At 40.1% G+C, this 20,103-nt stretch carries 20 protein-coding genes; 5 read left to right on the top strand and 15 right to left on the bottom strand.

What is annotated here, in order from left to right:
- Positions 1–6: 6 nt before the first annotated feature.
- Complete coding sequence (locus tag CXF95_RS07460; protein ID WP_101198110.1) at positions 7–2,160, top strand: tol-pal system YbgF family protein; 2,154 nt, start codon at positions 7–9, stop codon at positions 2,158–2,160.
- 336 nt (positions 2,161–2,496) lie between these two features.
- Here the strand turns inward: CXF95_RS07460 and CXF95_RS07455 are convergent, their stop codons facing one another.
- The 4 genes from CXF95_RS07455 to CXF95_RS07440 form a co-directional block, all read right to left on the bottom strand.
- Positions 2,497–2,847, bottom strand: a complete 351-nt coding sequence (locus CXF95_RS07455) for a GAF domain-containing protein (protein ID WP_232787705.1) — start codon at positions 2,845–2,847, stop codon at positions 2,497–2,499.
- A gap of 214 nt (positions 2,848–3,061) precedes the next feature.
- Positions 3,062–4,210, bottom strand: a complete 1,149-nt coding sequence (locus CXF95_RS07450; protein ID WP_101198109.1) for an ice-binding family protein — start codon at positions 4,208–4,210, stop codon at positions 3,062–3,064.
- A 635-nt stretch (positions 4,211–4,845) separates the two neighbouring features.
- Complete coding sequence (locus CXF95_RS07445) at positions 4,846–5,523, bottom strand: spermidine synthase (RefSeq protein ID WP_101198108.1); 678 nt, start codon at positions 5,521–5,523, stop codon at positions 4,846–4,848.
- 201 nt (positions 5,524–5,724) lie between these two features.
- Positions 5,725–6,225, bottom strand: coding sequence for a lactoylglutathione lyase family protein (locus CXF95_RS07440; RefSeq protein ID WP_101198107.1), 501 nt, complete (start codon positions 6,223–6,225; stop codon positions 5,725–5,727).
- A 92-nt stretch (positions 6,226–6,317) separates the two neighbouring features.
- Here CXF95_RS07440 and CXF95_RS07435 point away from each other — a divergent pair, with 92 nt between their 5' ends.
- The 4 genes from CXF95_RS07435 to CXF95_RS07420 all read left to right on the top strand — a co-directional run bounded on the left by CXF95_RS07435 (position 6,318) and on the right by CXF95_RS07420 (position 9,328).
- Entirely contained in the window at positions 6,318–7,190 is an 873-nt protein-coding gene (locus CXF95_RS07435; RefSeq protein ID WP_101198106.1) for a LysR family transcriptional regulator, read from the top strand.
- 89 nt (positions 7,191–7,279) lie between these two features.
- Complete coding sequence (locus CXF95_RS07430; RefSeq protein ID WP_101198105.1) at positions 7,280–7,696, top strand: DUF3429 domain-containing protein; 417 nt, start codon at positions 7,280–7,282, stop codon at positions 7,694–7,696.
- A gap of 1 nt (position 7,697) precedes the next feature.
- Positions 7,698–8,435 (top strand): bifunctional 2-polyprenyl-6-hydroxyphenol methylase/3-demethylubiquinol 3-O-methyltransferase UbiG, encoded by a 738-nt coding sequence (gene ubiG, locus CXF95_RS07425; RefSeq protein ID WP_101198104.1) that lies wholly within the window; start codon positions 7,698–7,700, stop codon positions 8,433–8,435.
- Between the two features lie 293 nt (positions 8,436–8,728).
- Complete coding sequence (locus CXF95_RS07420; protein ID WP_101198103.1) at positions 8,729–9,328, top strand: Yip1 family protein; 600 nt, start codon at positions 8,729–8,731, stop codon at positions 9,326–9,328.
- 94 nt (positions 9,329–9,422) lie between these two features.
- Here CXF95_RS07420 and purF read toward each other — a convergent pair whose 3' ends face one another.
- From purF to CXF95_RS07365, 11 genes are all read right to left on the bottom strand, one after another.
- The gene (gene purF, locus CXF95_RS07415) at positions 9,423–10,940 is read right to left on the bottom strand and encodes an amidophosphoribosyltransferase (protein WP_101198102.1); all 1,518 of its coding nucleotides are present in this window, start codon (positions 10,938–10,940) and stop codon (positions 9,423–9,425) included.
- 13 nt (positions 10,941–10,953) lie between these two features.
- Positions 10,954–11,442 carry a CvpA family protein gene (locus tag CXF95_RS07410; RefSeq protein WP_101198101.1) on the bottom strand — a complete coding sequence of 163 codons (489 nt, stop codon included), beginning with the start codon at positions 11,440–11,442 and terminating at the stop codon, positions 10,954–10,956.
- A gap of 157 nt (positions 11,443–11,599) precedes the next feature.
- Positions 11,600–12,265 carry an SPOR domain-containing protein gene (locus tag CXF95_RS07405; RefSeq protein ID WP_101198100.1) on the bottom strand — a complete coding sequence of 222 codons (666 nt, stop codon included), beginning with the start codon at positions 12,263–12,265 and terminating at the stop codon, positions 11,600–11,602.
- A 4-nt stretch (positions 12,266–12,269) separates the two neighbouring features.
- A complete protein-coding gene (gene folC, locus CXF95_RS07400) occupies positions 12,270–13,559 on the bottom strand; it encodes a bifunctional tetrahydrofolate synthase/dihydrofolate synthase (protein ID WP_101198099.1) in 1,290 nt (429 codons plus the stop codon).
- A 3-nt stretch (positions 13,560–13,562) separates the two neighbouring features.
- Positions 13,563–14,411 (bottom strand): acetyl-CoA carboxylase, carboxyltransferase subunit beta, encoded by an 849-nt coding sequence (accD, locus tag CXF95_RS07395; RefSeq protein ID WP_101198098.1) that lies wholly within the window; start codon positions 14,409–14,411, stop codon positions 13,563–13,565.
- Positions 14,412–14,561: 150 nt separating this feature from the next.
- Positions 14,562–15,347: a tRNA pseudouridine(38-40) synthase TruA gene (gene truA / locus CXF95_RS07390; RefSeq protein ID WP_101198097.1), complete on the bottom strand. Its 786-nt coding sequence runs from the start codon at positions 15,345–15,347 to the stop codon at positions 14,562–14,564.
- Positions 15,348–15,461: 114 nt separating this feature from the next.
- Positions 15,462–16,808, bottom strand: a complete 1,347-nt coding sequence (locus tag CXF95_RS07385) for a sigma 54-interacting transcriptional regulator (protein ID WP_101198096.1) — start codon at positions 16,806–16,808, stop codon at positions 15,462–15,464.
- Positions 16,805–17,383 carry a hypothetical protein gene (locus CXF95_RS07380; RefSeq protein WP_101198095.1) on the bottom strand — a complete coding sequence of 193 codons (579 nt, stop codon included), beginning with the start codon at positions 17,381–17,383 and terminating at the stop codon, positions 16,805–16,807. Before CXF95_RS07380 ends, CXF95_RS07385 begins: the two co-directional genes overlap by 4 nt.
- On the bottom strand, positions 17,380–18,786 hold the full coding sequence (locus CXF95_RS07375; protein ID WP_101198094.1) for a sensor histidine kinase KdpD: 1,407 nt from the start codon (positions 18,784–18,786) through the stop codon (positions 17,380–17,382). Before CXF95_RS07375 ends, CXF95_RS07380 begins: the two co-directional genes overlap by 4 nt.
- A gap of 92 nt (positions 18,787–18,878) precedes the next feature.
- Entirely contained in the window at positions 18,879–19,154 is a 276-nt protein-coding gene (locus tag CXF95_RS07370; protein ID WP_101198093.1) for a hypothetical protein, read from the bottom strand.
- Between the two features lie 504 nt (positions 19,155–19,658).
- Positions 19,659–20,102: a TerB family tellurite resistance protein gene (locus CXF95_RS07365; RefSeq protein WP_101198092.1), complete on the bottom strand. Its 444-nt coding sequence runs from the start codon at positions 20,100–20,102 to the stop codon at positions 19,659–19,661.
- Position 20,103 lies beyond the last annotated feature (1 nt).

Below are 20,103 nucleotides of genomic sequence, written 5' to 3'. Positions count from 1 at the left end.
ATGGCCATGAATATTTTAGTAAATCTTGTCAAAATACGGCGTCTTTGCTCACCATTATGGGCAGCCTTAGTGTTCGGCTTAATAAGCCAAACACTAAGCGCACAAATAGTAGACAATGTAGATGTAGTGCCTACAACCGAGGGGTATGATCTTGAAATACATTTTATAACCCCCTTACGCTACCAAAATTATGCACCAACACAGCCGACTAAAACCCTTGATATTTTTTTGAAAATAGAAAATATCGCCGACCAAACATTTTATAACAGTCTCAATGAAAGTGTTGAATTAAGCTGGGATAACAGTATTCCAACGGCATTAGTAGAATTAACTTATGACGGTGAGCTCGCTGATAATCCAAGAATTACCGCACGCTTTAAACGTGCACTCACATTTAATGTGCGAGCCAGTAAAGATTTACGTGCGGTTATCATTTCGGTCATTGATCCTCAATTAGCGCAAACGCAAGCCAATCAACAGCAATCAAGTTCGGGCACCAGCATTGATCTGTTGATCGCAAAATTGCAGGAAGAAGATGTTGCACTAGCCAAAATCCTGCAACAAGCTAATCAAAGCATGTTAGATAAGGATTATTCCAAAGCTGTGCGACTTTTAAGCAAGGTAAGGGACGAAAGCAGTGGCGAAGTGCAACAACGAGCTCAGGAATTAATTGGTGTCAGCCGTGAATTTAATGGCCAATTAGCCCAAGCCAAAGCGGAATATACCCAATACCTGCAAGACTATCCCAACAGTGAGGGCGCCCTTCGCGTTAAGCAGCGACTAGCCGCCATCATCACAGCGGCTCAACAACCCAAGCAAAGACTCAGGGCCGCCAAAAATTCCAAACAAATCAATAATGATGAATGGCAGACACAATTTTATGGCAGTGTTGCTCAAACCTACTATCGAGACGAAACCACTCCTGAGGATCAAAGCAGTCAGTTGATACGCTCTGATCTAAATAGTGACCTCGATTTTGTCGCCAAAGTGAATAAAGGAAATGTGGAATTAGGCACTCAATTTGTTGGCTCCTACCGCAACGATCTTATGACAGACGGCAAAGGCAGCGAGTTTATCCCCAGCATAGCCTATGTTGATGGAAAATTAGGTGAACAAGGTTTATATGCACGAGTGGGTCGGCAATCATTCAATTCAGCAGGCATACTGGGCCGTTTTGATGGTGCTCGCCTGGCCTACGAGGTCAATGACAATTACCAAATCAATGCTGTGTTAGGCTACCCAGTCAACTATTCAGATAAATCAGCTATCAATTCAAACGTGAATTTTCAGGGTCTCAGTGTTGATATCAGTTCAATTTGGACAGGTTGGGATTTCAATGCCTTTTATATCAGCCAACAAAATCATCAGGTAAAAGATCGCGAAGCCATGGGTGGAGAAATTCGCTTTAGAGATAACAAGAAGTCACTTTTCACCCTGATTGATTACGATATTCTATTCAATGATCTTAATATTTTTCTGTTTATTGGCAATTGGAATTTTAGTGAAAGCAACAACATAAATGTGGTTGTTGACTACAGAAACAGTCCCATCTTGACCACTAACAATGCCATTCAAGGCCAGGGTGTATCAAGCCTGGACCAGTTGTTAGAGCAATATTCTGAAGATGAATTACAACAATTAGCCCGTGACCGAACGGCAAAAAGTCAATCTGTCACCAGCTCATTAACCCATCAATTTAACCAGGATTGGCAAATGGTTGGCGAAGTCACTTACTCTAAATATGGTGAAACGCTAAGCAGTGCTGGCATTGAAGGCTACCCAGCCAGTGACAACGAATTTATGTATTCAGTGCAATTAGTCGGCAACAAAGTCGCCTTTGATACAGATACCATGATACTGAGTTGGCGTTATTCCGACTCGACCCGCTCGACGACACACACATTAAATACAAATTGGCGATTTAATATCAAGAATCAGTTCCGAATTAATCCAAGGCTGCGACTGGATTATAGAAAGTCCAAACTAAACAGTGATGACCGTTGGATGCTTAGACCCTTAATCCGCCTGGATTATCGTTATGAGAGGTGGCTAAAATTTGAGATGGATCTGGGCTATGAATGGTTAAATGAAACATTTTCAGAAATAGACAGAACCACCACAGGTTACTTTGTAAGTATCGGTTATCGCGCCCAGTTTTGATTAGGGGTGATGAAGACCGTTGCCTGAAACAGTCTTCAATTGCTTTTTAGAAACCAACGCGATATCTAACTAATCTAAATTCATTGTTAATAATCACTGGGATCTGCAACCCTGAAATCAATAACTGTTCCTTTTAAACCTGAACTGGAGCAAATAAGATACTAGCAACTTCATTAAACAGGGTATTGCTAAGAATAACTTATCGCTTAAGGCATGAGATTTAGAGCCCTCGCTTCTTTCATAAACACAGCATCGATAGATGTGTTACAAGAGACTTTGGTTGGTTTTCAACATTGGGTGTCACTTTCAACACTCTTTTCAAGGGAGGTACGTATATCAGGTAGTCTGGCCTAAATTGAAATACAATGAGCTGGCATTGGCGATACGCCGTAATGACTTCACATCATTTTCGCTCCATTGGTTAATGCTTCCAACACTTTCACAACAGATGACGCCTATGGGTTTAAAATCGTGGTGCAAAATAAAATCAAGCAACGAATAAATATTATTAGGTTTAAAATAGAGTTCTTTAAAACAAGCTGTTTGCGGATGTTCCCTAGCATCGCTAGCGTTAATGACTTCGTTACTGATTATTGCGTCAAAGTATGAACCAAAATCCTCACGTGTGAGCTCAGCTACTCCCCCATATTTATTATTAATACGATCGTAATTGACATTTGAAACCATTTTTGAATATTGGTCTTTAAACGTCCATAAGCTGGCTTTTGGTTGAAAGAATTCAAGGCAAAAGTAGCATATGTTAGTTTTATTATAATTGGCTTAGACTAGGGTGTTATCGGCTTTTATTCACAGAGGTATTAGCTAAAAAACGCGGCATTTAAAGAGAAGGTGATGGACAAAACAGTGAATTGCTAAGTCCATCACGTATTGAAATATTTTCTTACGATTGACGTTTTAATCTACCGGCAAAAAACATTAAAGCAAAACTAGACATCAATAAACCAGTCGATGGCTCAGAGACTGATACTGGATCAGCCTCTTCTACTACTATTGACTTGTTTGAAATAATCCCATCGGTAATATCAATGCCCGCAGCTAACCCATTTATTGAGCCCGTCCATGAATCTGTGCCGAGGCAATTGGTAGATATCATATCACCTATGCCAATGGCGGCCGTCGTATTCGTAAATAAGTTTCCGCAAGTAACGTCTGATGTAGCAGCGGCTACAGCTCCTGTTACAAAAGCAGCACCCACAAAAGAACTACCTGCCCCCATAGTTAGCCCACCGCCTATATTCCAGATGACACTTGCCCCTGCGCCGGCGTTAATTATTTCGAATTTATTATTGGTACCCAAGGTTAGAGCGCTAATAAGATTAAAAACCCAAATAGGGTTTTCTTCACCCTTACCATCAAATTGAATGATTGAGTTTGCGGCTACAGTCACAGCAGTTCCTTCCCATACTCCAGCCTCAAAAACAGTACTTCCATAACCCACAGCCAATGCGAAATCAGTATCGAGTTTTTTTAAGGCATCTTGGGTATCACCTATTTGTTTTAAAGCAGCGTCGACGTCAAACGAATCTTTATATAAACTAAGTTCAGCAGTAGGAACAGCAAAAGCTGTTTGGGTTCCTTTCGAGACTCCAGTGATAGCTGCTCCGGCATATACGTCTTGTGTAGTCGAACCCGCGCCAAGAGTGACGGCTGCAGCAGCATAGACGTTTCCAGCGGTACTATTAGCGGCTACTGTGATGGCTGCTGCAGAGTATACGTCTCCAGCGGCAGCTCGAGCCCCGATAACTGCGGCAGCGCCGGCATATATGTTTCCCGCGCTCCCATCAGCACCTGTAGAAACGGCGCCGGTGCTAGAAGATAGATTAGCGGTAGTAGAGCCAGCACCGGTACCAATGTCAGCAAATGCTGCGATATTATTTGTTATCAGTGCGTCTGCTCCTACATTAAATGCGGCACCAGACACACCAGAATAACCGATCAAATCAGGACCAAGCAATAAGCTTGCTGAAGACCCTGTTGCGACAGATAATAATATGCTTCCTAAAAAAAGTTTTGATAATTTACTGTTCATGATATTTCCTACATTCAAATATTAACGTTATTAATAATTCCATTGATGTTGTTACCAGCATCTAATCCTAATGTAGGCTTTCAAATAATAAACAGTGCCGCCAATGGGGAAAGGCTTGCCTTTCAGTCATTGACATTTTTAGAGCATAATTAACAAAGCCTCTTATCAAGAGATTGCTTTGATGAAATTGCCGTCAATACCGCTTAGAATATTTTCTAAAACGACAAGGTTTGATATCTGAGTATCTACCACAAACATTTGGGCCTAAATCTATACTGATTATAAAACTAATATTGGAGAACCGAAATTGAACTTTAGTATGTTGAACTTTAGTCTAATAAGGGTCTGTTATGCAGAAACTGATTGGATAGCATTGAGCCAAATAAGGTCGCCACATATCTATTTGAAAGGGCTTGATATCAGATAACTACCGCAGGCACTAAGAGCAAATTCTGAGAGTGAGTAGTAGAAAAAATTGTTGTGAAGGCTACCTAATAGATCGATTTAAAACATTTAAGAACGCTTCAAAAATCGGTACTGATTATCCAGAATATGGAGAGTTAAAGTGCATCTAGCAAATGATATTGTTGGCTATTTAATACAAACCGATAACTTTTAAATCGGCACAAGCTAAACTAAGGTTTACGGGCCAAAAAGATAGTGTGCCGACTGCCCTTTCCGGGACGGGCACGCACTATGCGAGTATCGGCTTTAAATCCGGCCTTTTTTAGGCGTACCGTAAACTTATTGTCGGGACCCGCAGACCATATGGCCAACATACCTTTGGGTCGAAGGGTTTTGTAAATATCTTCCAAGCCCTTTGGCGAATAAATACTGTTGTTATCTTTTTGAGTTAAGCCCTCGGGGCCATTATCGACATCCAGTAAAATGGCATCGAAGGTGGGTTTTCTAATCTTCAAAAGTGCTCTTACATCACCAATATGGACTTTAGTGCGGGGATCTTGAAGTGGGTTATTAGCACAGTTACCTAGAGGACCTTGATTCCAGATCACTACTTCAGAGATAAGTTCAGCCACTGTGACTTGAGAACTTTCAGTCACCGCTTTTAAGGCTGCAGCCAATGTATATCCCATGCCTAAGCCGCCTACCAATACATGGGCATTATTCGCTGATTGGATATGAGCACAGCCCAACTCAGCCAACTCTTTTTCTGAATTATACAAACGACTGTTCATAAGTTCGCCGCGGATACCCGATAGACGAATAGAGAATTCATCCCCTCGTTGCGAAAATTTTAATTCGCCGCCGTTATTAGGAATTTGAGCACTGCCAAGTAAGGTCCAGGGGATCATAATACTGCCTAAGGAAAATGTGTGAAAATAGAATTTGAGTTCCACACATTAACATAATTCCCCCTTCAAAATTTATACATCGAAAGCGTCTTAATGATAAGTCCAAATTGACTAATGCTTATATTAAAGCCAGCAACTCACACGAGAAATAGAGAGAATGAGTTGTTCCCAATTCAATATTGGGAACTTCAAAGTGCTTATCTAATATGCCCCATCGGCATAGGTTAACTCATAGCTATGACTATATATTTCCAAGATATTACCAAAAGGGTCTTCCATGTAAATCATCCGATAAGGCTTTTTACCCGGATAGTAATAGCGCGGCGCTTTCATTCTCTTTTTACCACCAGCAGCGACTATTTTATCAGCTAAACCCTCAACATCAGGATCTTGAACACAAAAATGGAATATACCTGTTTTCCAATATTCGAAATTATTCTCAGGATTTTCTTGTCCCTTAAATTCAAATAATTCAACCCCTACCCTGTCTCCTGTAGACAGATGTGCGATACGAAAATGCTCCCAACCTGCACCAAAAACATCCGTGCACATTACGCCAATAGAGGAGTCGTCTTCGGTTATTTCAGTAGGTTTCAGAATAAGATACCACCCAAGCACTTGTGTATAGAATTTAACCGCCGCGTCTAAATCAGGTACAGAAATTCCGATATGGGAAAATGTTCGTGGGTACTGTTTGTTCATTATTTGTCTCCTGTTAATTGATTGACAAAGTATACATTTCACAACAAAACACTTAAAATTATCATTCATCATGAATATAAGTATTTTTTGTAATGATAAATCAGGCTCTGTTAAAAACGTTTTGTACTCTTGTAAATGTAGGACATTTCACCCAAACGGCTGAAAAACTATTTATGACGCAGTCAGGGGTTAGCCAACATATTAAAAAATTGGAAAAGCAGCTCGATAGCCAATTATTAATCAGAGAAGGGAAGACATTTTCATTAACTGCTGCTGGCCATCAGTTACACCAAAAAGGCCTTGAGCTATTACGTTCTAGTGATGAATTGGAAGCGCTGATTAGACAAGATAAAGCTTATGTTGGCCGAGTCAAGATTGCCTCACCGGGCAGTGTTGGCCTAAAGCTTTACTCGCATTTACTTGACTTACAGCAACAGCATCCAGAGTTAGTCATTGATTATAGATTTGCGCCAAATAAAGCCATACAACAAGAATTAGCAGACCGAACACTAGATTTAGCTTTGATCACAGAATTGACCAATAACAGTAGTTTGCTCAGCGAGAAAGTCGCCGAAGAACCTCTAGTATTAATCACATCAAACAAAGTTAAGTCGGTTAATTGGCAAACATTGATAGAGCTAGGGTTTATTTCACATCCGGACGCTGAGCATCACGGCAGGCAATTACTGAGTATGAATTTCGCGGAATTTGAACACGTAGAACAATTTCCCTGTAAAGGTTTTTCAAATCAAATCAGTTTGATATTGGATCCTGTCAGTAGAGGATTTGGATTTACTGTTCTTCCATGGTTTGCAGTCAAAGCCTATCAACATCAAAATTCCATAAAGATACATAAATTACAAACATCAGTGAGTGAGGATCTCTATTTATGTGTTAACCGACACTCTACTTTGTCTAATAGAAGTAAGTTTATCAAATCGGTGCTAACCGATTATTTGCGTTAATCAGATTGTATTCGACACCTTTGATCCTTTTGACCACTTAGTCCTTAAGCACCAGTATTGATCCATGTTTAAAGTTTAGAAGTTGTACTATGCCACCTACTATAAAAATATTGGGCTATGCTGGTTTACTCCCTTTCATTAGCCTGGCTATTTTATCCGTTATTCTGTCCGAAAATATTTTGGTGAGAGATGCCCTAGCCCTCTACTCATTTGGTATTTTCACATTTTTATGCGGCGCTTGGTGGCCAACGACTGATATGCAGAACGCCAAATTCTGGCGCATTGTGCTGAGTAATATTTTATTTTTGACTGCGTTTTTTACATTCTTACTGTTACCACTTCAATGGTTAGCCATAGGTGCCTGTTTCTTTATACTTATTTGGGCGATTGAACGGTTTAGCTCATTAATCCCTAAACCTCCTAGTACCTATAGCAGGTTGCGCACAGTCCTAACAATCACTGCCAGCCTAACTATGATAACCAGCTATTTATTTGGAGTAGCATAAAATGCCAAACCTGAAGTCGGTTAAAATTGATCCTAAAGAAGTAGCCTATTATGAAAAATTAGCTGATACATGGTGGAACTTAGATGGCCCTTTCTGGCCATTACACAAACTCAATGCATTACGAATTGAGTGGATATTGACTCAGCTCAAAATACAAAATCACAAACAACAGCCTTTAGCTGGTATGAAGGTGCTGGACATTGGTTGTGGCGGCGGCATATTGAGCGAATCCTTAGCCAAGCAAGGTGCTATTGTTACGGCGATAGACGTAGTCGAGAAAAATATTGGTGTAGCAACAGCACATGCAAAACAGAACGGACTTCAAATTAACTATCAGTTAGTCAGTGTTGAGCAAATGGTTGAAACCAATCAACAATTTGACATTGTGTTCAATATGGAAGTGGTAGAACATGTGGTGGATGTAAATAGTTTTATTAGCGGCTGCAACGCCCTAGTGAAACCTAATGGCACACAATTTATTGCCTCTATCAATCGTAATTGGTTAGCCTTCATCATTGCTATTGTTGGTGCAGAGTACGTCACGGGTTTATTACCTAAGGGCACACATCATTATAATAAGTTGGTTAAGCCAGCTGAGTTAATCCCTTTGTTGCATGCCGATGGCTTTGAGTTAAGGTCTAACACAGGGGTAGCAGTTAACCCCATTAACCGCAGTATGCGGTTAATCAAACCCACTTGGGTAAACTATATGTTAATGGCACAAAAGAACCGTGGATAAAGGATGTTCTGTATTCAAAGACGATTTGCTCGATTAAAAACTGATTAATCACAGTTTCGAAATATGAATAATAATGTTCAGTTCATCTAGCCAAACATATCCTAGTGCAGCCATTTTGTAGTGATAGGAACATATAAACCAAGTTAACCTTTGATAAAGATCAATTAGCTTACATAGATAAAGATAAAAAGGTTGACGCTTGGGGTCTACTCACAGACAATAATTGTTAATGGCATGTTTAATTTTAATTAACAAAACGTATTAACCTTTAACAACATAAGAGACTGAGTTGTATGATTTTAAATCACCTGTGGGGATTATATGCCCATCCAAAAGAAGAGTGGCATGCAATTGACAAACGTCATGAGAATTACTTTTACAGTTTGAGTCATATCGCTATCATTTCCTTAATACCTGTTTTGATGAGTTATTATTCTGCTGCGCATATTGGTTGGAGTATAGGTGTAGGTGACATTATTAAATTAACCCATGATAGTGCCATGCTGATGAGCATTGGTATGTATTTTGGTTTAATGTCGGGAGTGATTGCCTTAGCGATATTAATTCATGAACTAGCCAAAGCATTCGATGCAACTCCAACTTATACACAGTCACTTGAGCTCGCGGCTTATACTGCCACACCTTTATTTATGGTGGGCTTTGCCGCTTTCTTTCCAGTGTTATGGTTTGTCATGCTTATTGGTTTGGTTGGCTTAACTTATTCGGTGTATTTACTCTACGCAGGAACACCCATTTTGATGCATATTCCAGAGGGAAAAGGTTTTATATACGCAAGCTCAGTGGTCACTTGTGGTTTGGTGTTGCTAGCGATATTAATGGCGGCTTCAGTTATTTTGTGGAGTCTGGGCATGGGACCTGTTTACGTGGGTTAACACTCTTTGTAGCTCTTATAAAAAAAGCCACCGTTTGTCGAAAACGTGGCTTTTTTTTTATGACTTTCTACGGCTTTCTATGAAAAAACGTAACCTAGTCTTGACTCATATTGTGCATTTCTAAATTACTCAACTCTGTTTGTAAACCTTCGTTTTTTGACTCTTCATTTCGCATATTATCGATACGCTGCAAATACGCATTATCCACATCACCTGTAATATAATTACCATCAAATACTGACGTTTCAAAACGTTTAATATCAGGGTTCAATTCACGAACCGCATCCACCAAATCGGTGAGGTCTTGGAAAATCAAACCATCTGCACGGATTAGGTCACTGATCTGTTCTATCTCGCGGCCATATGCAATTAGCTCATTGGCTGATGGCATATCAATGCCATACACATTAGGAAAACGTATTTCAGGGGCCGCAGAGGCAAAATAAACCTTCTTGGCACCAGACTCACGTGCCATCTCAATAATTTGCTCTGAGGTAGTACCTCGCACGATCGAATCATCAACCAAGAGCACACTCTTGTCTTTAAATTCTGAAGGGATAGCGTTTAATTTACGGCGCACCGACTTACGGCGCATGGTTTGACCTGGCATAATAAACGTACGACCAATATAACGGTTTTTTACAAAGCCTTGGCGATAGGGTTTATCTAATTCAAGGGCTATTTGCAGGGCGACATCGGTAGACGTTTCTGGAATAGGAATAACAACATCAATATCTAAATCAGCCCATTCTTTAGCAATTTTTTGCCCAAGTTTGCGGCCCATATTTACCCTCGATGCATAGACAGATATACCGTCAATAAACGAATCTGGGCGAGCAAAATAAACAAATTCAAAAATACAGGGAGCACTAATGGGTTGTTGAGCACATTGTTGAGTGTGCAATTCGCCTGATTCAGTCACATAAATAGCTTCGCCGGGTGCTACATCACGAATAAAAGTAAAACCAACCGCGTTAAGTGCCACACTTTCAGAGGCTACCATATATTCATCACCGAACTCAGTTTTGCGTTTACCTAAAGACAACGGGCGAATTCCAAAAGGGTCTCTAAATGCCAACATTCCGTTGCCAATAATAGCGGCGACAACCGCGTATGCACCTCGGATTTTTAGATGTACTTTGGAAACAGCCTTAAAGACCTCTTCAGGTGTAAGATGTAAACCTGCACAATTTTGTAATTCATGGGCAATAATATTTAACAATAACTCTGAATCTGAGGTGGTGTTGATATGCCTTTTCGCCACTTTAGCCACTTCATCTTTCAGCTCATGTGCGTTAGTTAAATTACCGTTGTGTGCGAAAGCAATACCATAGGGAGAGTTGACATAAAAAGGCTGTGCTTCTGCCGAACTAGAACTGCCAGCAGTGGGATAACGAACGTGACCAATACCAAATTGCCCCGTTAGTCTTTTCATATGACGAGTGTGAAACACATCTCTCACCAAGCCATTGTCTTTCCTGAGGTGGATCACACCGTCATCTACAGTGACTATACCAGCAGCGTCTTGGCCCCGGTGCTGGAGAACGGTCAAGGCATCATACAAAGCTTGATTGACTGGGCTTTTACCCACTATTCCGACAATACCACACATGCTATTTACCTTTTTAAACTGGCTTTATAAAACTTGAGTTGTTTCGTAAATATTCAAAAAACCACTCAATGATTAAACTAAATTCTGGAATAAGGACTGATGTGCCCCACCATGCTGATGCAGACAAAGGAGTAAACGTATCTAAGAAAAATAACAACGCACTGACAATTAAGATGCCGCGCAAGGCACCAAAAACTAGTCCTAATGCGCGATCTGTACCTGTCAGCCCAGTAAACTGAACTAACTGCGAAATCAAATAATTGACTAGGCCACCGATCAATAAAGTAGCTACAAACAAGATGGCAATGGCCACACCATTGCGGATCATCAGATCATCAAATTTTGTGAGGTAAGTGGCAAGATCGATATAAAATTGGCTGGCAATAAAAAACGCACTAAACCAAATTGCCAAGGAGATGGCTTCTTTTACAAAGCCCCGAATTATGCTGATAACGGCGGAAAGTAAAATTACAGCTAGTATGGCATAGTCAATCCAATTCATAAGATTCGTTTTTACCGCTTAAATGATGTGATATTAAGATGGACTAGCCTTTTAACATCACAGAATTAAATTCGCGCGCATTCTACCAAAAGGAATGGCGAAAATCCTGATAATTTTCTAACAACATAGAATAACTGAGAACCTTTAAACTAATTAGCTATTGAACAGTAAATGGTGTCACCCTGCCCTGTAATTTTGTTAATTCTTTTAGATGGGATAGTGCATCTTCTAAATTACTTTTTTGCAAATCTGGTCCAACAAACACTTTGGTTAAAGTACCTGAATTAGTTTTTACAGGCCGACTAAAAGCACGATAGCCCGCTTTTTCTAAGCGATTCAACAGCTCTTTTACATTTTTCTGATGGCGAAAACTGCCTAGTTGTACCACCCAACCTGCACTAGCCAAAAGTCTCTCAACATCTTGTTCCACCACAGTTTGCTGCTGTAAACTGCTCACCTTTGGCTTAGCCTTTTTTGAGGTTTTTGCCACCGATACAGATTCACTTTCTTGATATATGTCAGGCACTTGTACATCTACGGTTCGGCTTTCGGCATTTTTTTCAGCCCCTAAGTTCGGCGATATATTTTCATCTACTGCCTGCTCAGAAATAATTTCAACTTCGCGTGTTGCCGCTTTTTTTACTCTATCAGTGTCAAAGGCAGAAGGAGATTGAACCGTCTTCATGGGTGGTTTTTGAGGCAATTCAACAAATAAGTTACGCTTTGATTCTTGTTTACCATCTAATAAGTCAGGTAAAAAAATCACAACTATAGCAACAACTATGGCGGTGCCTACCAAGCGATTTTGTAATGCGGATGACACTTTTCTAAACCTTTTCGTGAGGGGTTAACGCCGCCATTTTCAATACATTTGTCACAGTAAAAAAAGATCCAAAGACGACTACTAGATCATCTTTTTCGGCTTTTTCTAAAGCACATCTGTATGCGGCTTCGACTGACCCATATTCTAACACTTTTTGCTTTGAGCTTAATACAGCAGAAACGAGTCGACTTGACTGCGCTCCTCGAGGAACACCTAAAGTAGCGCAATACCAAATTGATATAACAGAAAACATTGGGGCAAGTGTTGCCTCAATATCTTTGTCCGCCAACATGCCCACAACTGCGATAACCCGTTTATATTTCATATTATTAATATCAATGGCTAATAAACGAGTAGCCTGGGGGTTATGTGCTACATCCAAGATAACTGTGGGTGTATTGTGAATAACCTGGCGTCTTCCAGGCAAACGGGTTTGATAAATAACCTGCGCCATCTGTCTGTTATCTAATTGTAATCCTAATATTTCGATGACTTGCAGTGCTGTTGAGGCATTTTGGGCTGGAATATTGGGAACAGGCAAATGCTCATAACAACTATTTACACCTTGCCAATGAAATCCTTCAGCATCTATTTGATACTGAAAATCACTGCCTTGCCATAAAGGTTTGACCTGATAATCTAAGGCCGCGTTAACCAGTGTAGTTGGGGGATGCGGCTCACCAATAACGGCTGGAATGTTGGCTCTAAAAATCCCCGCCTTTTCAATAGCAATTAATTCTTTGGTATGACCAAGCCAATCTTGATGGTCTAAATCAATACTGGTTATCACAGCTATCGTGGCATCGACAATATTAACCGCATCTAAACGCCCACCTAACCCCACTTCTAATAACAAATAATCTGCATGGGAGTCTGCCATTAACTGCATTGCCGCTAATGTCCCAAATTCAAAGTAGGTTAATAAAGTATCACCTCGTGCCTGATCCACCTTTAAAAACGCCTGACAGTGAGCTTTTTCAGGCAGCATAGCTCCCGCGACTCTTAAACGCTCGCGGTAATCTAAGAGATGGGGTGAGCTAAATACAGCGACTGTATATTTTGACGTCAACAGGGCTTGTTCGATAAAGGCACAGGTAGTGCCCTTTCCATTAGTACCGGCAACAGTGATAATTGTTCGCTGGCTGAGGTTGAGCTGTAAATTGCAAAAAACCTCAGCAACACGTTCTAGCCCAAGTTCGATATTGCTTGGGTGAACCTGCTCAAGATAAGTCAACCATTGGTCTAATGACCAAGCCTCTTTTTCAGAGGCTTGGGGGGGTATGAGATGAGTCATTAATTAGTGATGTTGATGGTGCAGTTTTGACAATAAACTAAATAATTTGTCACGCATTTCACGACGGTCGACAATAATATCAATGGCGCCTTTTTCTAACAAAAATTCACTTCGCTGAAAGCCTGCAGGCAATGTTTCACGCACCGTTTGTTCAATCACTCTTGGACCTGCAAAACCAATCAATGCTTTAGGCTCTGCTACATTCACATCACCCAACATTGCTAAACTTGCAGACACGCCACCCATAGTGGGATCAGTCATAACTGAAATATAAGGTAAACCTTTTTCGCTCATTTTTGCTAATGCAGCACTTGTTTTAGCCATCTGCATCAAAGATAAAAGCGCCTCTTGCATACGTGCGCCGCCACTCGTTGAAAAACAAATAAGTGGCATATTGTGTTCCAAACACGCATTCACTGCTTTAACAAATCTAGCCCCGACTACTGAAGCCATCGACCCGCCCATAAAGGCAAATTCAAACGCCGCCACAACAACAGGCATACCGTTCAGTTTGCCCTGCATAATAACGATTGCGTCTTTCTCTTTTGTGGCTTTTTGGGCGCTAGTTAATCTGTCTTTATATTTCTTAGAGTCTTTAAACTTAAGCAAATCTTGCGGCTCTAAATCACCGCCCAACTCTACCCTGTCACCTTGGTCTAAAAAGTGATTAATGCGCGCGCGCGCAGTAATACGCATATGATGATCACATTTAGGGCAAACCCCTAACTGCTTTTCTAACTCTGTTTTATATAGTACTGCTGCACATTCACCGCATTTAGTCCAAATTCCTTCTGGCACATTGCTTTTAGTCGATGATTTAGTGCGTGGTAGTATTTTTTCAATCCAACTCATATCAAATCCTGTTATGTAACTCGTTAAACTTAACAAATTGACAATATTCAACGGTTAATTTAGTGCCCGTTTTAAGCCCTATCGGCTGAAAGAAACCCTATTAAATCACATCAAGCCCCCATCAAGAATATAAAACTGGTCTTAGAAGTATCAATCAGGTAAAAATAATGGCCCCAAAGGTGTAGTCGGCAAATTAAATATTTCGGGGTAAGTCACATGTACCAAGTATAAACCATTAGGCTTTGCTGTTGATGCGGCTTTGGTTCGATCTTTACCTTCTAACAATGTCTTCATCCAAGTTGTGGGTTTTTCCTTTTTGCCAATCGTCAATAAAGAGCCTGTAATATTACGTACCATATGATGAAGAAATGCATTTGCTGTAACATCAATCATAATAAAATTACCAAATCGGCTGACATTTATATGACTCATCTGCCGCACTGGAGTATTAGCCTGACAGTCTACAGCTCTAAACGCACTATAATCATGTCGACCTAACAAATATTGAGCTGCTTGATGCATCAACTCATGGTCTAACTCATTATGTATGTGCGTTACACCTTTAGGTAATATGCTGTTTCGTAGACGATGATTATAAATGACATATCGGTAACGTCGTGCAGTAGCAGAAAATCGAGCATGAAACTCCTCATCGGTATTTTTCACCCATTTTATTGCAATGGAGTCGGGTAAAAAACGATTAAGACCAATAGTCCAAGCACGATCGGGCCGCTGAATATTGGTATCAAAATGTACCACTTGGCAAGTAGCATGAACCCCTGCGTCAGTTCGTCCAGCACAGACTGCTTTGATGGGTTCATTGGCTATAGTTGTTAACGCTTCTTCAACGTGCTGTTGCACACTAGCCACAGTTTGTTGGCGCTGCCAACCATGGTAGGGTGCACCGTTGTATTCAATGCCTAGAGCTAATCGCATCAGTCCACTTTTGTTATTCAAAAAATTCGCGGTATTGTAAGGAACTTATAAGTAATTAACAGTGGTTTTTAGTCAAACCCGATTAAAGTGCAATCTTAGAATCGAACAGATCATTCAGTCTCGCTTAAAATCGACCGAGTGAAGATCATGTTTTTTCATCAACTTATGCATATCTGTACGATTTCTACCGGCCAATTCTGCCGCCCTTGTAACATTGCCATCGGTCATTTTAAGCAACTTCAATAAATACGTCTGCTCAAAGGCATCCCTTGCTTCAGTTAAGGTTGGCCATTTTTGCTCTGAAGCAGATAAAGCTTGTTCAACTAAATGCGACGCGATAATGGGTGTTTGGGTTAAAGCAACACATTGTTCAACTACGTTAACAAGTTGCCGAACGTTACCAGGCCACAAACAAGTTGTGAGTAGTTGCATTGCATCATCAGAAAATCGATTGACCTTAACCTGATGCCGTTCTGCGCTGGTTTTTAACAAGTGCCGAGCCAACAAAGGAATGTCTTCAGAGCGTTCTCTTAAGGTAGGTAAAGTAATATTCACTACGTTAAGTCGATAATACAAATCTTCTCTGAAATTGCCTTTTTCCATTTCCTTACTGAGGTTTTTATGGGTCGCGGATATCACCCTCACATCAATTGGGATTTGTTTACTACTACCCACGGGGCGTATGGTTTGTTCTTGAAGCGCTCGAAGTAACTTAACCTGAAGTGGAATTGGCATATCGCCAATCTCATCTAAAAATAAAGTGCCTCCATCTGCTTCTCTAAAAAGTCCTTTATGTTCGTTGACCGCGCCAGTAAAAGAACCTTTAGCATGACCAAAAAGCTCAGATTCGAGCAAGTTTTCAGGCAGAGCACCACAGTTAATCGCCACAAAAGCTTTGTCTTCTCTTTTACTGGCTTTATGAATGGCACTGGCCAACAGTTCTTTACCGGTGCCACTGGCCCCACTTATCAAGACACTAACGTCGCGCTTGGCAACACGATAAGCTTGATCAAGCAGTTGTTCCATTTGCATCGAACGGGTAATGATTTTTTCGCACCACTGTCCTTTTTGTGCCCCTTGACTTTGACTCACCGCTTTTTTCATCAAACTGCGCAATTCATCATGATCTATGGGTTTAGTTAAGAAACCAAATACACCTCTTTGTGTGGCTTCAACCGCATCTTGAATAGTTCCGTGGGCGGTCATTAAAATAACAGGCACATCTTTTCCAAGCCCCATAATCTCTTCAAAAAGGCTTAATCCGTCTAATCCCGGCATCCGTAAATCGCTCAATACCACGTCAAAATTTTGGGTATTGATTAACCTTAATGCTTCTTTACCGCCACCAGCACTTTGCACATTGTAACCTTCTCCCTTAAATCTAATGGTCATTAAGCGTAATAAACTTTCATCATCATCAACCAACAGTACATTAGGATCTGATATATTCGACTGACTCATTCTTTATCCTCTTCGATACTTTGGATGATAGACGCTTCAATATTAAGCAACTGGTCAATTTGATTTTGTTGTTTTTTTAACAACATTTGTTGTTCTTCAATCTTGAATGATTGTTGGGTATTAATTTTACTTAAAGTCACTAACGCAGACTCCAGTTCTAGCAAATCCTGACTAGGATGATAGAGTGCGACTAAGATAAAACGGCGCATCGGTTGACTTAATTTCGGTAAAATTGACTCAACCCAACCTTGTGCTCGCAAACGATCTTGAAATGGTGTGCTTTTACCTTGGCTAAGGAGTACCTTTTTCAAAACATCAGTATCTTGTTCAGTTAATGCATCTATTTGTTTTTTACGTTCGGGCCATGCGACATCTTCTATCTCATACCAAAACGTTAACCAATATTCGATTTGACAATCATTCTCTTGTGAAGAATTCTCCCATACACAAAAAGGTTGATTGTTTAGTACTTCTAGTACTTCAGGGCTGGTTTTGGGTGTTTTTAAAGACTGCAGTAACTCGCAACTTGTAAATAAAATTAAGCTGCTGAATACGACTAATAGTTTCGATTTCATATACTCGCTTCTTTGCTTGGGATCTGCACACGCATACACACGTCTGCATAATCCACTTCAACTAATTCGGCTTTTCCAAACATCATTCTGGCACAATCGGCAACTATAGATAATCCAAGACCTGAGCCTGTGACTCTATCATTTCGCACCCCCTCACCACGGCTAAAAGGCTGAAATAGGAAATGACGTTGCTCCACAGCAATCTCTTGACCCCGATTAGCGAAATCCAATACCTGCATATTGTCTTGCTGATAGAGACTTATAATAATGGGGCTGCCTTTACTTCCATGGGCAATGGCATTTGACACTAAATTATCCAAAATTCTCCGAAACAACTTCTGGTCAGCAAAAATGATTGGTAATTCTATTTTCATATCGATTTGGTTATCATGTTGTTTAATAGCCAAACTGTTTTCGGTCACAAATTCCTCAAAAAATCTTTCGGTATTGAACTTCGAAAACACCGGTTTAGCTTGTTGCAGCAACAAATTGTAATCGAGCAGCTGTACAATAAGTAAATTTAACCTATCTGTGCTGCTGTTTAACAATGATAACACCTCTTCCTGATCTGCATTCAAAGGGCCTACAACTTGCTCTGTCAATAATGAACAGCCTTCTTTGATACTTGCCAAGGGCGTTTTTAACTCATGGGATGCATGACGCAATAATGCATGACGTAAATTTTCTAATTGAATTAAGCGACCAGCTAATCGGTGTAATTTCTGCTCTAATACAATTAGCTCTTTTGGACCTGAAGTAGCAATTGCCGGTAATATATCTTCCTGTCTCGACATGGCGGTAATAATGCGTTCAAGTCTAGAGACAGGTTTTAATATTGCCTTGGAACCGAGGGCAATTAATATAAATGAAGCACCTAATAAACAGGCGGTTAACCAAAATTGTGTTTGCTGAACCGAACTCACATAAATTTGTTGATCTTGGATCCTCTTGTCAAGACTGAGATCGACTTGTGCGGCAAAGTCATTTAAATTTTGTTTGAATTCTGCTAATTGTGCGTCCAACAATAATTGGTCATCGGTACCTGAATATTGGTTAATCCAATCAATACGCTCAGTTAAACTGCTACAGTTTCTTTTTTTCAAAAGCTGCTCACAAACAGGTATTTGGTATTCAATAAACCGCTGAGTTGATTTTTCTATCAAAGGTTTAAGCGCGTCCTTCTTCACAATATGGTATTGACGCACCAGTCGCTCAATATCAACCGACAAACCTTCCATTTTGCTGACTCGCCTAACTGTATTAACAGAATATTCAGCCTCATTCGTGGCTATTTGACCAATTTCACTTAACTTAATTTGGCTGTAGCCGACCAGCAACGCCAAAGGCACAAGTACAACGACAAAACTAATAAGTGTTAATTGTCGTAATGACCCTAGTTGCATGGCCACTCCCATTTGTATTTTCAATTAATCATAGCGCCAGCATAATAAAAAAAGATCGAACAGGTCGATTTTTTTATTTTATTTTTGAATCTTTATTCAGACTTACTAATATCTTTTTCTTCAGTCAGTGCCACTTTTATCTTGGCAAGCTCTATTGAACTGAGCTTTCCGTTGCCATCCGTATCTATTTTCCCAAATGAGGCAAGAACAGCAGGGTTTGCAACCGCTTCTTTAATGGTGATTTGACCGTCCTTATCCAAATCAAGCTTTTCTATCAAATCAGTATCAGCCCTTGCTGATACTGATATTAACAACTGGATAAATGCGACAAGAAACACAAACGGAGCTATGTAGTCGGTCTTTTTCATATCATTATCATCCTTTGTTAAATAAGATCTGATAAATGAGATTTTATAAACAAACCTGAACCAATCATTAAATCTAATTAAAAGAAGGCATCCATGCCATCAGTGATACAAATTTATATTCGTATCAAGGATAATAGTACTATTAGATGCAAACGCCATCGCAGCCAATAACAAAACCAGAAATGCACTAATATCCTTCACCACACTCACTCTCCATATGTGATACCTGAGGAACCAGTCAGGTTGAATGTGATTACGGAGTAACTCATTACATGGTTCGTGCCAATAAAATATTTTATATATATTTCAACAACTTAAAATAACAAACTGGATTTATAGACGTGAAAAACCATCCCCCACCGAAATAACATGTCTTAAATTTGAGACATCCATACTACTGGGTTAAGTTATACCTTTTAAATCAAGTAGTTAGAATGTCTTTTATTTAAGACACTAATAAAAACCATTCTATTTAATTGGAAAATAGGAGCTAAAGTAGCCAGCCTAATCAGGCTTGATTGACAACTTACTTTGAATAAATTGGCTATGGGGTATGTAAAGTAAATCGGCTATTTTTCTAATGGTGTAATCTTCATCAGGACTGAGTTCATGATCAGCGTAGGCAACTGACCATAACGAATCAAGCACCGCTCTTTTTTCGTCTGCGCCATAGGTATCATTGATGACTCTTGTAAATTGTTGATAGTCTGCAGCGTCGTCTGCTTTGGATTGACTCAACTGGCAAAGGGTTTCAAGCTCGGTCCCACTCAAAGAGAAATGTTTCTCAAGTTGTATACGATAACTATCTTGCTCTCGTTGGTCAAACTTATGGTCGGCACGCATGACTTCATGTAATAGCACAGCTGTAGCCAATTCGATTGTATGTTGGCGATCATTGTCCTCGACTTCTAAATAACCTTTAAACCACTCTTGAATACTGACAATCATA

The organism is Paraglaciecola sp. MB-3u-78 (genome assembly GCF_002835935.1).
GTDB lineage: Bacteria > Pseudomonadota > Gammaproteobacteria > Enterobacterales > Alteromonadaceae > Paraglaciecola.
The sequence above is the reverse complement of the archived record's forward strand: the minus strand, read 5'-3'. Positions and strand labels throughout refer to the sequence as shown.

Excerpts from the sequence above, each read along its gene's own strand:
- CXF95_RS07420 (WP_101198103.1), top strand. The coding sequence starts at position 8,729 with ATGATTTTAAATCACCTGTGGGGATTATATGCCCATCCAAAAGAAGAG.
- accD (WP_101198098.1), bottom strand. The coding sequence starts at position 14,411 with ATGAGTTGGATTGAAAAAATACTACCACGCACTAAATCATCGACTAAA.
- truA (WP_101198097.1), bottom strand. The coding sequence starts at position 15,347 with ATGCGATTAGCTCTAGGCATTGAATACAACGGTGCACCCTACCATGGT.
- CXF95_RS07455 (WP_232787705.1), bottom strand. The coding sequence starts at position 2,847 with ATGGTTTCAAATGTCAATTACGATCGTATTAATAATAAATATGGGGGA.
- ubiG (WP_101198104.1), top strand. The coding sequence starts at position 7,698 with ATGCCAAACCTGAAGTCGGTTAAAATTGATCCTAAAGAAGTAGCCTAT.
- CXF95_RS07410 (WP_101198101.1), bottom strand. The coding sequence starts at position 11,442 with ATGAATTGGATTGACTATGCCATACTAGCTGTAATTTTACTTTCCGCC.
- CXF95_RS07445 (WP_101198108.1), bottom strand. The coding sequence starts at position 5,523 with ATGATCCCCTGGACCTTACTTGGCAGTGCTCAAATTCCTAATAACGGC.
- CXF95_RS07460 (WP_101198110.1), top strand. The coding sequence starts at position 7 with ATGAATATTTTAGTAAATCTTGTCAAAATACGGCGTCTTTGCTCACCA.
- CXF95_RS07435 (WP_101198106.1), top strand. The coding sequence starts at position 6,318 with ATGATAAATCAGGCTCTGTTAAAAACGTTTTGTACTCTTGTAAATGTA.
- CXF95_RS07380 (WP_101198095.1), bottom strand. The coding sequence starts at position 17,383 with ATGAAATCGAAACTATTAGTCGTATTCAGCAGCTTAATTTTATTTACA.
- CXF95_RS07450 (WP_101198109.1), bottom strand. The coding sequence starts at position 4,210 with ATGAACAGTAAATTATCAAAACTTTTTTTAGGAAGCATATTATTATCT.
- CXF95_RS07375 (WP_101198094.1), bottom strand. The coding sequence starts at position 18,786 with ATGCAACTAGGGTCATTACGACAATTAACACTTATTAGTTTTGTCGTT.
- CXF95_RS07385 (WP_101198096.1), bottom strand. The coding sequence starts at position 16,808 with ATGAGTCAGTCGAATATATCAGATCCTAATGTACTGTTGGTTGATGAT.
- CXF95_RS07440 (WP_101198107.1), bottom strand. The coding sequence starts at position 6,225 with ATGAACAAACAGTACCCACGAACATTTTCCCATATCGGAATTTCTGTA.
- purF (WP_101198102.1), bottom strand. The coding sequence starts at position 10,940 with ATGTGTGGTATTGTCGGAATAGTGGGTAAAAGCCCAGTCAATCAAGCT.
- folC (WP_101198099.1), bottom strand. The coding sequence starts at position 13,559 with ATGACTCATCTCATACCCCCCCAAGCCTCTGAAAAAGAGGCTTGGTCA.
- CXF95_RS07365 (WP_101198092.1), bottom strand. The coding sequence starts at position 20,102 with ATGATTGTCAGTATTCAAGAGTGGTTTAAAGGTTATTTAGAAGTCGAG.
- CXF95_RS07430 (WP_101198105.1), top strand. The coding sequence starts at position 7,280 with ATGCCACCTACTATAAAAATATTGGGCTATGCTGGTTTACTCCCTTTC.
- CXF95_RS07370 (WP_101198093.1), bottom strand. The coding sequence starts at position 19,154 with ATGAAAAAGACCGACTACATAGCTCCGTTTGTGTTTCTTGTCGCATTT.